Below are 12,881 nucleotides of genomic sequence, written 5' to 3'. Positions count from 1 at the left end.
GCCATGTCAGAACGTTTCACCGATTTCGAACGATTCGCCGACGAGGTCGCACGGCTGCGCGGGCGGATGCGGGCGCTTTTTGCCGACACGCGCGCCGAGAGCGGGTTGCCCGAGATGGAGCTGATGGTGCTGACCGCGGTAGTGAACGCCGCGGCGCCGCCCACGGTCGCACAGATCGGGCGCAGCCTCGGCCATCCGCGCCAGGTGGTGCAACGCGCGGCGAACCGGCTCGCCGAGCTGGGCCTGGCGGCCTTTGCCGACAATCCGGAGCATAAGCGTGCGTCGCTGATCGTTGCGACCGCGGCCGGGCGGGCCTTGAAGGCGGCCGATCATGAACGTGCGCAGGTGGCAACACGCGCAGTGATGGCGCGGGTCGGCGGCAGCGCCTTCGCCGACGCCGCGACGCGGATGCACGCGATCCGAACCGAAATCGAAGCCTATTTGCGGGAGCGAGAGCGATGAGCGACGATGTGACGGCGCTGGCCGATCCCGTGCGGCTGACCGCATGGCTCGACGCCAATATTCCGGCGCTCGGGAACGGGCCGCTGGTGACCCGCAAGATCCATGGCGGGACGTCGAACGTCATCCTGTCGCTGAATCGCGGCGGCGACACGCTGATCCTGCGCCGCCCGCCAGCGGTGCCGCCGCCGGGGAGCGCGAAGAGCGTGCTGCGCGAGGCGCGGGTACTCACCGCATTGAACGGCACCACTGTCCCCCACCCCGTCTGCCACGGCAGCTGCGCCGACGCCGATGTGATCGGCGCGCCCTTCTATGTCATGGATCTGGTCGAGGGCTGGCCCGCCGACCTGACCGACGGACGCATCCACGACCGCCCACCCTTCGACACGCCGCCGCATGCGCGCGAGGTACCCTTCGCGATGGTCGACGGGCTGATCGCGCTCGCCAATGTCGATTATCAGGCGGTCGGACTAGAAGATTTCGGACGCCCCGACAATTTCCTCGAACGGCAGGTCGACCGCTGGGAAGGCCAGATCAAGAGCTACAAGCAGCTCTATGATTTCGAATGGCGCGAGCTGCCCGGTTTTGCGCTGGCACGCGACTGGCTGCGCGCGAACAAGCCTGCGGATTTCCGCCCCGGAATCATCCACGGCGATGTCGGAACGCCCAACGCGCTGTTCGCCTTCGACCCGCCGTGCCGGCTGACCGCGCTGATCGACTGGGAGCTGTCGACGATCGCCGATCCGCTGCTCGACCTCGCCTGGTTCTGCAACGGCATCCGCGACGATCGTTTCCCCGGCCATGTCCCCGAAAAGGCGCTGTACAATGTCATGGACTGGCCGACGCGGCAGGAACTCATGGCGCATTATGCCGCGGGCACCGGGCGCAGCATGGCGAGCTTCGATTATTATCTGATCCTCGCGATGTTCAAGGGCGGCTGCATCCTCGAATATAAGGTCGCGCAGGCCGCCAAGGGTATCTTGAGCGCCGAGACCGGGCGCTTCTTCGACCGGCTGGTGCGCGGCAATTTCGCCGAAGCCGAGAAATTGATCCGGTTGATTGGATAACCGCCCCTTCCGTCATCCCCGCGAAGGCCGGGATCTCGGCGATGGGACAAGAAATATACGGAGAGATTCCGGCCTTCGCCGGAATGACGAAGGAAGTGAATGATGATCGATTTCCGCATCGAACCCGAATTGCAGGCGAAGCTCGACTGGATGGCGAAATTCGTCCGCGAAGAATGCGAGGCGATGGACCTGCTCTTCCCCGGCCATGGCGCGCCCTATGATGTCGCGAACACGGAATCGCGGGCGTATATGAAACCGCTGCAGGATCAGGTGAAGGCACAGGGGCTGTGGGGCTGCCATCTCGGCACCGAGCTTGGCGGGCCTGGCTATGGCCAACTCACCCTAGCGCTGATGAACGAGATTCTCGGGCGGAGTTACTGGGCGCCCACGGTGTTCGGCACCGCCGCGCCCGACACCGGCAACAGCGAGATTCTCGCGATGTTCGGGACCGCGGAACAGAAGGCGGCCTATCTTCAGCCGCTGATGGACGGCACGATCGTCTCGACCTTTTCGATGACCGAGCCGCAGGCGGGCGCCGACCCCAAGGAATTCACCTGCCGCGCGTGGCAGGAAGGGAATGAATGGGTGATCGAAGGCGAGAAATGGTTCTCGTCGAACGCGCGCTTCGCAGCCTTCCTGATCGTGATGGTGGTGACCAACCCCGAAAGCCCGCCCCACGAACGGATGTCGATGCTGATCGTCCCCACCGACACGCCGGGGGTCGAGTTCATCCGCCATTCGCAAACGATGGGCGACAGCAAGGGCGAGGACGACGGCACCCACGCCTATATCCGCTACAACAAGGTGCGCGTGCCGCTCGACGCAATGCTCGGCGGGCCGGGCGAAGGCTTCAAGGTCGCGCAGGCGCGGCTCGGCGGCGGGCGCGTCCATCATGCGATGCGCACCGTCGGCAAATGCCAGCGTGCGATCGACATGATGCTCGAACGCGCGGTGTCGCGCCGCACGCAGGGCAAGCAGCTCAGCGAGCATCAGTTCGTCCAGGGGGCGATCGCCGATTCGATCATCGAACTCGAACAATTCCGCCTGCTCGTGCTCAAGACCGCGTGGATCATCGACGAGGTCGAGGCGGGCCGCATGTCGCACGGCGCGTCGCGCACGCATATCGCGATGTGCAAGGTGCAGATGGCGAAGGTTTATCACGACATCATCCAGCGTGCGATCCAACTCCACGGCAGCCTTGGTATGACGCTCGAACTGCCGCTCGCCGACATGTGGATGGGGCTGCCGAGCATGGCGCTGGCTGACGGACCGACCGAAGTGCACAAGGTCCAGGTCGCCAAGGCCTATCTGCGGAACGCCACGCCGGCGCCGGGGCTGTTCCCGAGCGAGCATATCCCGACCCGGCTGGCGGCGATCCGGGCGCGCTAGTCGCTATGCACGCATCCTTTGCGATCGAGGGGCGGACCGCCTTTGTCACCGGTGGCGGCAGCGGGATTGGCCTTGCGATCGGCCGTGCGCTGGCGCGGGAGGGTGCGCGCGTCGCGCTCGCAGACATCGACGGCGAGACCCTCGAGCGCGAGGCGGCGGCGCTGAGCGACGCAGCGATGGCGGTTGCACTCGACGTGACCGACCGCGATGCTTGGGCGTGCGCGCGGCAGGCTGTCGAGGCGCGGTTCGGTCCGGTCTCGATCCTCGTCAACAACGCGGGCATCGGCCCCGATCTCAATCCGCTCGATGCCATGCCCGAGGCGCATTTCGACCGGATCATCGCGGTCAAGCTGACCGGCACCTATAATGGCGTCCGCTGCTTCGTCCCCGCAATGCGCGAGGCCGGTCGCGGCGGCCACGTCGTGAACACCGCGTCGATGGCCGGGCTGATCGCCAGCGCAAAGCTGGGAGGCGATACCGCGAGCAAGTTTGCCGTCGTGGGCCTGAGTGAAGTGCTGCGCGCCGAACTGGAGCCCGACGGGATCGGCGTTTCGGTGCTCTGTCCCGGACTGGTGACGACCAACCTCGGCCGAAGCACGGGGCGTGCGCCCCGAGCCGGCGGGATGGACCCGACCATGGTCGGCGACATGGTCGTTCGCGGCATTCGCGAAAATCGGCTGCACATCGTGCCCCACGGACAGCATCGCGGGCTCGTCGCCGACCGCATGGCGCGGGTTGTCGCCGCCTTTGACGATATTCCAACCGATCACCCCGACAGCCGCCCGGCGTCGGATACCCAAAAATATGAGGAACCGAAAAATGACGCCTGATCCCTTGTTCGATTTCACCGGCAAAGTCGCGCTCGTCACCGGCGGATCGCGCGGGTTGGGCTACCGGATGGTCAAGGCGCTGGCCGAACGCGGCGCCGATGTGATCGTGGCGAGCCGCAAGCTCGACAAATGCGAAGAGGTGGCGGCGGAATGCCGCGCGCTCGGCCGCCGGGCGATGGCGCATTCGGTACATTGCGGACGCTGGGACGAGATCGACGGGCTGATCGCGGCCACTTATGCGGAATTCGGCCGTGTCGACATATTGATCAACAACGCCGGCATGTCGCCCGCCTGCCCCAGCCACGAAATGCCGGAAAACCTGTTCGATTCAGTGCTGAACCTGAATTTCAAGGGGCCGTTCCGGCTCGCGAGCCAGGTTGCGCACCGGATGAGCGAGGGCGATGGCGGCACCATCATCAACATCAGTTCGACCGGCGCGCTGATGGCGCTGCCGATGGTGATTCCTTATGGGTCGGCGAAGGCGGCGCTCAACGCGATGAGCGTGTCGTTGAGCCGCGAATATGCGCCCAAGGTGCGGGTGAACACGATCAGCCCCGGACCATTCCTGACCGACATTGCCGAAGCGTGGGACGAGCGGAAGCGCGAGACGCAGCCGGTCGCGCTGGGGCGGCCGGGGAACCCCGACGAGATCGTGACCGCGGCACTGATGCTCGCGAGCCCGGCGTCGTCGTACACGACGGGGGCGCTGGTGCGAGTGGATGGCGGGCAGCTGTGAAATATAATCCTCCCTGTCGCGGAGCGATGGGGAGGTGGCAGCGCGGAGCGCTGACCGCCGGTGCAAGGCCGCTGCCCCTCGACCACGCCCTTCGGGCGCGGTCCCCCTCCCCATCGCTTCGCGACGGGGAGGATTTTGCGCAAGGCTTACCGGCGAAACCCCGCCAGCCGCTGGTCGACGATCGCTTCGGCTTCCGAAATGATCCGGTCGATCAATTCCTGACAGGTCGGAATATCGTGGATCAGCCCCTGGATCATGCCGGCCCAGAAGACGCCCTTCGACAGGTCGCCGGTGGTCAGCAGTTCGCGGCCCGCGGTGCCGGCGACCAGTTCCTGCACGTCGCCGAACTTCGCGTCGGGCAAGGCGAGACGGCGGACGACTTCTTCGCTGACTTCGCTCTTGCCGACGCGGGCGGTGTTCTTGAAGTTGCGGAAGATCAGGAAGCTGCCGCGCTCGTCATTGTCGACATAGGCCTGTTTCACATTGTCGTGCACCGGCGCTTCCTTGGTCGCGCAAAAACGCGTGCCCATGTTGATGCCCTCGGCGCCGAGGCTGAGCGCGGCGATCAGGCCGCGGCCGTCGCCGAAACCGCCCGACGCCAGCATCGGGATTTTCACCTTGTCGGCTGCGGCCGGGATCAGGATCAGGCCGGGGATATCGTCCTCGCCGGGATGGCCGGCACATTCGAAACCGTCGATCGAGATGATGTCGCAGCCGGCTTTCTCAGCCGACAGCGCATGGCGGACCGCGGTGCATTTGTGGAGGATGGTGACGCCGTTCGGCTTCACCCGCGCCCAGATCTCGCGCACCGCCGGGGTGCCCGCGGTCTCCATGATTTTGACCCCGCTTTCGACGACGGCGTCAGCATAGGCGTTGTAGTCGGGCGAATTGATCGTGGGGAAGACGGTCAGGTTGACGCCGAAGGGCTTGTCGGTCATCGACCGGCACTTCTCGATCTCGTCGCGCAGCGCCTGCGGCGTCGGCTGGGTCAGCGCGGTGATGATGCCGAGGCCGCCGGCGTTCGACACCGCGCTCGCCATCTCGGCGGTGCCCACCGCCTGCATGCCGCCCTGGACGATCGGATGTTCGATCCCCAGCATTTCGGTGATCCGCGTCTTGAAACCCATCAGCTTTCCCTCCAATAGTTATATAACTTGGTTATACTTCTAAACCCGCAATGACAAGAGGTGTCCGATGACCGCTCCCCTGCTCCGCGCCGTTCGTGCCGACGAACTCGGCCCGCCCGAAAATTACGCTCTCGTCGATCATGATCCGGGTCCGCCCGCGCCCACACAAGTGAGCATTTCTATCAGGGCGGCGGGGATCAGCTTCGTCGATGTGCTGACCGCAGGCGGCGGCTATCAGGTGAAGCCGCCGGTGCCCTTCATTCCGGGCAGCGAGTGCGCGGGCGTCGTGACCGCGGTCGGGGCCGAGGTGTCGGAGCTGGCAATCGGTGACAGGGTCGTCGCCAGCGGCTGGGGCGGGATGTTCGCCGACGCGACCAACCTGCCCGCGCGCACGGTGCGCAAGATGCCCGCAGCGCTGTCGTTCGCGGAAGCCGCGGTGTTCCCCGTAAGCTATGCGACCGCATGGCACGCGCTGGTCGATCGCGGACGGCTGGCAGCGGGCGAAACACTGCTCGTGCTCGGTGCGGGCGGCGCGACGGGTTATGCGGCGGTGCAGATCGGCAGGCATCTCGGTGCGCGGGTGATCGGCTCGGCATCGAGCGAGGAAAAACGCGCGCTGGCCACCGCGGGCGGCGCCGACGCCGTGGTCGACGCGCGCGGCGACGACTGGCGCGAGCAGGTCAAGGCGGCGAACGGCGGCAAGGGCGTCGATGTCGTGTTCGACCCCGTCGGTGGCGAGGCAACCGATCCGGCATTTCGCTCGCTGGCGTGGAACGGGCGGCATCTGGTGATCGGCTTTCCGGGCGGGATCGCGGCGCTCAAGACCAATTTGCCGCTGCTGAAAGGGGCGAGCCTGATCGGGGTCGACATCCGCCAGTTCGGCATTTTCGAGCCCGAGAAGAGCGAGAGCAATCGCGATACGGTGTTCGCGCTGGCGGGCGAAGGCACGCTGCGCCCGGCGGTCGCGCGGACCTACAGGCTTGAGGATTTTCGGGCGGCGATGGCCGATGCGGCGGCGGGAAAGAGCGCCGGGCGGGTGGTGTTGGTGATGGGATAAAAGCCCCTCCTCTTCAGAGGAGGGGTGGGGGTGGTGGCGCGCGAAAGCGCGCACGGACCAAGAACCACCCCGCTGCAACTAAGCCAGCAAGCTGGCAAGTCTCGCTGCCACTCCTCTGAAGAGGAGGGGTTCGCATATTTAACCCCAATCCGCCGTTACTTCCGCAATCCTGACCCGCCAGTCGGGCACCGCCGGCAGCGCTTCGAACTCACCCACCAGCCGCGCCACGAGGTCCGCCACCGGCTCGACCGCATCGATCAGCCCGGCGCTCTGCCCGGCGCTCCAGATGTCCCGCCAGGGCATCACGCCCTCAGGCATCGGCGAGCGCGTGTTGGGTAGCGTTTTCGCGTCCAGGCCCACCGCCTCGATCGATTGCCGCATCCAGTGCGCGGGCACGCCGTTCATCGCCGCCGAGGCGACGATGTCATCGGCGCTCACCGCCGGGATCATCGACCGATGCCCCTCGACCACCCCGCTCTCGGGGGTCGCGATGAAGCGCGTGCCCATGCAGGCGATGTCGCCGCCGAGCGCGAGTGACGCGGCGATGCCGTGCGCGTCGGCGATGCCGCCCGCGACGATCAGCAGCCCGTCGAATGTCCGCCGCACCGCGGGAACGAACGCCATCGGGGTCAGGAAGCCGGTGTGCCCGCCTGCGCCGGCGCAGGTCAGCATCAGCCCGTCCGCCCCCGCCGCGATCGCCTTTTCGGCGTGTTTCATCGTCGTCACGTCGTGGACGACGCGCCCGCCCCAGCCATGGACACGCTCGACGAGTGCCGACGGATCGCCGAGGCTCGAGAGGACGAGAGGGACGCGGTAGCGTTCGAGCAGCGCAAGGCGGTCGGCGGCCTTGGGATCGGCACCCCAGCGCGCCGGCATGTTGACGATCGGCGGCGCGGCGCCTTCGATGCCGGCGAGCGCCGCCAGATAGTCTTCGAACTGTTCAAAGGGTGTGATCGTGCCGCCCTGCCAGCCGCCGATCACGCCCGCTTGGCAACAGGCGACCGCGAGCGGGACCGACGAGGCGAAGCTCATCGGCGCACACATCAGGGGAAGCGAGAGGTTGGAAAAGATCGTCATCCGCCCGTCTTGGCAGATTTTTTCGCGTCCTGCGCCTGTTTGAACGCAGCCTTGTGTGCGGCCTGCTCTTCCGCCGAATAGACGCGCTGGTGGATATCCTGATAAAAGACGATCTTGCCGTCCTTGACCTGATAGACCCCGACCCAAGGCTGTTCGTCGTTCGGTGCATGCAGCGTCCAGAAGGCCCAGCCGACATTGCCATCGGTGACCAGCCGGTCGAGCGTGCAGCAGCCGTCGCCCGCCCCTTCGAACTGCGCGAGGAATCTGGTCGCCGCTTCCTTGCCCTCATATCGTCCCCAGATCGGGTCGATGAAGACGATGTCGTCGGCGAGCAGCGCCCCGTTGGCGCCGAAGCGGTTCGCGTCCGTGTTCTTCCAGAACGCTTCCATCACCGCCTTGGCATCGCGCTCCGGCGTCGTGGCTTCGGGCTTTGGCTGGCATCCGGCTAGCGCAACCGCCGCCGTCAGTCCGATCAGGATTTTCCGCATATCCCCCCCTTATTTCAGACAGTCGCCTTCAGCGCGTCGAGCACCCGGACATAATGGACCGGATTCCATACGTCCTGATCCTCGCCCCAGCCGATGCCGCCGTCGATGTCCCAGCGCATCAGCTGGTTCACGCCATAACCCGCTTCGCTCATCGTGCTGACGACGAAGCCTTCGCTCTTCATTTCGCGGCCTTGGTCGTCGACCAGTTCGACCTGCATATGCGTGCTCCAGCCGGTTTTCGGGCTACGAAACACGCGCATGCGCGATTTGCTTGCGTCGAGGCTGCCGAAATTGCCGTCGCGGCGAATCCAGCCGGCGTTCATCGGCGACCAGCCGTCGGCGTCGCCGTCCTGCACGCGCGCGAAGCCAAGGAAGCCGGTGCCGTCCTTGCGATGTCCGAAGATATATTGGATGCGCCCACGGCCGCGCTCGCGTTCGATCTCGCGCCAGCGCGCGCCGCCAGGATTCTTCACCCGGTCGAGGTCGCTCTCATATTTCTTGGGGCTCGCCGCATAGGGTCCGCCGCGCGGTCCCCAGGTGCGATCGCGCACGCCGATGCCGTCGATGCGGATCTTTTCGCCGCGCAGCGTCATCCAGCCCTCGACATGGCCGAGTTGGTCGAAATGCGGCGTCTGCATGAAAGGCGGCTTGCCCGGCGGGAAGCGGTGCGGTTCATGCAGGCCGGTGTGCGTAAAATCGAGCGCGAAACCGCGCGACGCGTCCTCGTACTGGAGGTGATATTTCATCCCCGGCTCGATCATCTTGAGGCTGTAGCCGGCCCCATTCTTATCGCCGGGAAAGGTTATGTCGGTGAGGTCGGGGGCGTCGGGCATCGGCGCTTCTTCGACCTTGCGATAATAGGCCATACGCGCCTGGTCATAGCCTTCGTCGTCCCAGGCGAAGATGCGCCAGGTGACCGCCTTGCGGTTCTGATAATAGGGCGCGTGGATCCAGCAGCCGATCTTGCGTTCGGGAATGTTGAACGACCACCAGTTGGTCTCCGTCTCATAAGGATCGTCGGAGAGCGTGTGATAGCGGTCGTCCTCGGGCTTGAAGGCGAGGTCTTCGGTCATAATTGCTCCCTATCCTGATCGTTCGTTGAGGCCGAAGCCGATTTCGCCGTCCCACTCATAGCGGGCCAGCGCCTGTTTCATCACGACGCCGCAGGCGGGGTCAAAGCCATATTTCGGCGGCACCTGCGCGCCCCATTCGGGCATCGACCAAAAGAAATTGCGGACATCGCGGCCGCGGATATCGACCAGCCCAAGTTCGTCGCTGGCGAGCTGGATCCAGAAGTCGCCCTCGGCCGGATCGCGGTGGCGCAGCGGGTGCTTCAGGACGCGCGCCGGGGTCAACGTCGTGCCGTCGGTCGTATAGGCTTCGCTATACCAGTCGCGCCCGTCGGCACCATGATTGACGAGCACGCCAAAGCCCCGGCCCGAGGGGAACAGCCCACTCATCCAGCAGGTGCCGGCCATGCCGACCAGATTGCGGACGCCGCGGACATGGCTGCGCAGGCCAACGCCGTCGAACGGCACGTCGCCATCGGATCCGGCGACGCGACCGGTGACGCGGATCAGCTGGTCATAGCGAAAACTGTCGGGGTCGAGGCCGTCACCCAGCCGCCCGGCGATCCACAATCCCGCCGGACCTGCCATCATCTGGCGCGCCTCGGCCGTCAGCATGCCGTTGCGCCAGATCGGCGCCGCGGCGGTCGACGTCAGGTCGAAATCGATCGCCGTCGTCGGCGTCTCGTTGTCGATCGGCCCCGTCCATTGGGCGCTGTCGCCCGTCTCGAACGCCGGCAAATCCTCGGCCCGGTAATTCCATTGGCGAAACGGCGTGAGGCAGCGATAGCGGACGCGTTGGGACATCGGCGCCGCCGGATCGTCGAAACGTCCGCTGTCGGCGCGCTGACGCAATATCCGCCCGTCGGGAAGGAAAAGGGTCACCATCGCATGGACATCGCCGACGACGATGCGCGGATGGATATTGACCCCGATGTCGCGATCCGGATCATAGGCCCAGAAATTCATCGTTTCCGTCGCCTGGGGATCGACGGGGTGCGGCGCCGTCAGCGCCAGATCCTGTTCGGGAGAAAGCCCGCTGCCGAAATCGCTGCTCATCGGATCACCTGCTGCACTGGACGTGAAAATGGTCGATATAATCGGCGAAGTCGGCGCGCACCCGATCGGGCGCGAGGCCAAAATCGGCTGCCGAATATTGGTGCGTGCCATGCTTGTCGGCGCGGTTGGCGGCCATGAAATCCTCCATCGTCCGCCGCGTCGCATCGGGAAGATCAAAGCCCATCCGCGCATAGAGTGCCGCCAAAGTCCCGACCGGGTCGGCGACGAAATCGACGAAGTCGCAATCGTGGAAGCGATCGGCGAGGTCGGGCCGCGCGGCGCGAAACGCCATCGCGCGCGCCATGCCTTGGTGCCATTTCGCGGACTCGGATCGGCCCAGCGCCTGCGCATCGACCGGATTGCCCGCCATTTCGTGAATGAAGCTAATCAGGCTTGCGTTCGAGGCCATGATGCTGGCGGGATCGCGATGGGTGAAGATGACCCGCGCGTCGGGATAGGTATCGAATAAGGCCTCGAGGCAGAAGAGATGCGGCGGCGCCTTCAGCACCCACCAGTCGCGCGCATGAAAGGCCTGGAGATGCTGCAACGCATGGCGATGGAGCGCAAAGGCCGGTCGCATGTCGCAGTCGAACAGCCAGCGATCATAGGATGGCAAAGGCCGCGACGCCGCGAAGTTGAGCGAGCGGAACGCCATCTGCATGATCGTATTGTCTTCTTCGGGCAGGTCGGCGGATGCCGCGTGCATCGCCCGGAAACGCGCCGGCAGCGCATCGATGCGCGCCTGCGTCTCGGCGATCCGCGGATCGCTCATTGCCGTGCTCGCCCGCGGCGGCGGCGACGGCGCCTCGACCTCCCACGACAGCGGACTGCGCGCCCGCGAATCGGCGGCGAGCAGGCCGTGGAGGATCGTCGTGCCGCTGCGCGGAAAGCCGACGACAAAGATCGGGGCCGTGATCGCCTGCTGCGCAATTTCGGGATGGTTCGCCCGATCGGCATAAAGGCGCAGCCGCTTCACCAGCTGCTTGTCGATTTGCGCCGCAAAACTGGCGGCGCGGCCCTCGTCGAGGCCCGCCTCGCGATTGGCCGAATCGCACAATCGTTCGAGCCCGTCGCGCCAATCGGGACGGCCCCAGTCAGTTAGGCCGGTGTGCTTTTCCGCGGCTGCAATCATGGCCTCGGCGTCGATGTTCATGCGAGTGCTTCAAGCTCGTCGAGCGCGGCGGCGAACAGCGCCGCGATGCGGCCCGCGTCGGCGATTTTTTCGGCATCGGCGATCACGCCCATGTCGAGATTGTCGCCGCTGCGCCGCGAAGTGATGTTGAGAAAGCGGCCTGAGCCGATGATCGGCACGGGGTAATTGTTGCGCTGGCGAAAGCCGGCATAGCTGCGCGCCTCGGCCGGGCCGGGCACGTTCGACAACGTCAAATTGCCGGGGATCAGGCGCTTGCCGCCCGCCAGCCGCTCGGCAAAGGCGATGCGGCGATCCTTGGCGCCGAAAGGCTTTTCGGCGGCGTCGAGCAGCGCCTCGTCGTGCGGGGTACGGCGCATTTCGGCGGCCATCGACGCCTGGATCGCGCGCAGGCGCTCGACGGGGTCGGCGAGGTGCGTCGCGAGATGCGGATGCAGCGCGACGATGCGGTTGCCGAAATCGCCATGGTCTGGGCGACGATAGGACCGCGCCGAATTGACGACGAGCGGCGTGGCGGGAAGGTCGTCGATCTCGATCAGATATTTGCGGAGCGCCGTGCTGGCGAGCGTGAGGAAGACATCGTTGACCGTGGCTTCGAGCGTGTTGCCGACCGCCTTCACGCGCGCAAGCGGCAGGCTGATCGTCGCGTAGCGGCGGCGTGCCGAGGTCGGACCCGACATCTTCAGCTGCGGCGTCGGGGCGCGGTCGCCCTTATGGGCTTCGAGTTCGGCGAGCGCGTCCCGGCGGCGTTCCGATTGTTCGGCGCGCTGCGCGGCCTCATCGGCGAAACGCGTCTGCGCGAGAACGCGCCACGTCCCCCCGTCGGGCAACGCCGCGTCGGCGATGCGCGGCGGTACCGGCTGCGCGGCGTCGCTGAGCCGGGCGAGGACGGTCTGAAAACCGATGCCGTCGGCGACGCTATGGTGCATCTTGAGGTAGAGCGCGCTGCCGCCGCGCGCGAGCCGTTCGAAGACATGCGCCGCAAAGGGCGGCCCTTCGAGGTCGAGCCGCCGCATGTTGAGCATCGCGACGGCGGCATGAAGCTCGTCGTCGGCCCACGCCCCGGGGTGCGGCTGGACCGCGACGAGCGCGTCGAGGTTGCAACTCGCGAGATCGGCCCAGACATCCGAATCGAAACCGTCGGGCGCTTGGTGCAGCCGTGCGAGCAGCGGCGTCGCGGGCAGGCGTTCGGCGAACTGGCGGCGGATCGCGTCGGCGAAACCCTCCTGCCGGTCGGGCGGCACATCGAGCATTATCAGGGCGCCGACATGCATCGGCGACGCGTCGGTTTCGGACAGGATCATGAAATGATCGTCGGGGCGCAACCGGCGGACGCCGGGGGCAAGTTGCAGCGGGTCGCGGGCGCCGCTCACCC

13 protein-coding genes are annotated in these 12,881 nt (G+C 66.2%); 6 read left to right on the top strand and 7 right to left on the bottom strand.

Annotated features, from left to right (window positions below; translation table 11 throughout):
• Window positions 1-3 precede the first annotated feature (3 nt).
• From AC3WS4_RS12320 to AC3WS4_RS12300, 5 genes are all read left to right on the top strand, one after another.
• Window positions 4-462, top strand: coding sequence for a MarR family winged helix-turn-helix transcriptional regulator (locus AC3WS4_RS12320; RefSeq protein WP_187139894.1), 459 nt, complete (start codon window positions 4-6; stop codon window positions 460-462).
• Window positions 459-1,526 carry a phosphotransferase family protein gene (locus AC3WS4_RS12315; protein ID WP_492738343.1) on the top strand — a complete coding sequence of 356 codons (1,068 nt, stop codon included), beginning with the start codon at window positions 459-461 and terminating at the stop codon, window positions 1,524-1,526. The genes AC3WS4_RS12320 and AC3WS4_RS12315 overlap by 4 nt, the downstream gene beginning before the upstream one ends.
• A gap of 102 nt (window positions 1,527-1,628) precedes the next feature.
• Window positions 1,629-2,915 (top strand): acyl-CoA dehydrogenase family protein, encoded by a 1,287-nt coding sequence (locus tag AC3WS4_RS12310; protein WP_492742802.1) that lies wholly within the window; start codon window positions 1,629-1,631, stop codon window positions 2,913-2,915.
• A 5-nt stretch (window positions 2,916-2,920) separates the two neighbouring features.
• The gene (locus tag AC3WS4_RS12305; RefSeq protein ID WP_492738348.1) at window positions 2,921-3,745 is read left to right on the top strand and encodes an SDR family NAD(P)-dependent oxidoreductase; all 825 of its coding nucleotides are present in this window, start codon (window positions 2,921-2,923) and stop codon (window positions 3,743-3,745) included.
• Window positions 3,735-4,481 (top strand): SDR family NAD(P)-dependent oxidoreductase, encoded by a 747-nt coding sequence (locus AC3WS4_RS12300; RefSeq protein ID WP_492738350.1) that lies wholly within the window; start codon window positions 3,735-3,737, stop codon window positions 4,479-4,481. Before AC3WS4_RS12305 ends, AC3WS4_RS12300 begins: the two co-directional genes overlap by 11 nt.
• A gap of 146 nt (window positions 4,482-4,627) precedes the next feature.
• Here AC3WS4_RS12300 and AC3WS4_RS12295 read toward each other — a convergent pair whose 3' ends face one another.
• A complete protein-coding gene (locus tag AC3WS4_RS12295; RefSeq protein ID WP_492738352.1) occupies window positions 4,628-5,608 on the bottom strand; it encodes an NAD(P)H-dependent flavin oxidoreductase in 981 nt (326 codons plus the stop codon).
• A 67-nt stretch (window positions 5,609-5,675) separates the two neighbouring features.
• Between AC3WS4_RS12295 and AC3WS4_RS12290 the strand changes: the two genes are divergently transcribed.
• Window positions 5,676-6,665, top strand: a complete 990-nt coding sequence (locus tag AC3WS4_RS12290; RefSeq protein WP_492738354.1) for an NADPH:quinone oxidoreductase family protein — start codon at window positions 5,676-5,678, stop codon at window positions 6,663-6,665.
• 138 nt (window positions 6,666-6,803) lie between these two features.
• On the opposite strand, the gene AC3WS4_RS12285 is transcribed toward AC3WS4_RS12290, so the two are convergent.
• The 6 genes from AC3WS4_RS12285 to AC3WS4_RS12260 are packed head-to-tail and all read right to left on the bottom strand — an operon-like array spanning window position 6,804 to window position 12,879.
• Entirely contained in the window at window positions 6,804-7,697 is an 894-nt protein-coding gene (locus AC3WS4_RS12285; protein ID WP_492742800.1) for an NAD(P)H-dependent flavin oxidoreductase, read from the bottom strand.
• Window positions 7,698-7,738: 41 nt separating this feature from the next.
• Window positions 7,739-8,230, bottom strand: coding sequence for a nuclear transport factor 2 family protein (locus tag AC3WS4_RS12280; RefSeq protein ID WP_492738358.1), 492 nt, complete (start codon window positions 8,228-8,230; stop codon window positions 7,739-7,741).
• A gap of 14 nt (window positions 8,231-8,244) precedes the next feature.
• Complete coding sequence (locus AC3WS4_RS12275; RefSeq protein ID WP_492738360.1) at window positions 8,245-9,303, bottom strand: DUF7064 domain-containing protein; 1,059 nt, start codon at window positions 9,301-9,303, stop codon at window positions 8,245-8,247.
• Window positions 9,304-9,312: 9 nt separating this feature from the next.
• A complete protein-coding gene (locus AC3WS4_RS12270; protein WP_492738362.1) occupies window positions 9,313-10,356 on the bottom strand; it encodes a DUF7064 domain-containing protein in 1,044 nt (347 codons plus the stop codon).
• Window positions 10,357-10,360: 4 nt separating this feature from the next.
• Window positions 10,361-11,509: a sulfotransferase family protein gene (locus AC3WS4_RS12265; protein WP_492738364.1), complete on the bottom strand. Its 1,149-nt coding sequence runs from the start codon at window positions 11,507-11,509 to the stop codon at window positions 10,361-10,363.
• Window positions 11,506-12,879: a wax ester/triacylglycerol synthase domain-containing protein gene (locus tag AC3WS4_RS12260; protein WP_492738366.1), complete on the bottom strand. Its 1,374-nt coding sequence runs from the start codon at window positions 12,877-12,879 to the stop codon at window positions 11,506-11,508. The genes AC3WS4_RS12265 and AC3WS4_RS12260 overlap by 4 nt, the downstream gene beginning before the upstream one ends.
• Window positions 12,880-12,881: the final 2 nt, after the last annotated feature.

Source organism: Sphingopyxis sp. EU05-FHT14B03 (assembly GCF_058790875.1).
Note: the sequence above shows the minus strand (reverse complement) of the source record. Positions and strands in the feature narration are given on the sequence as shown.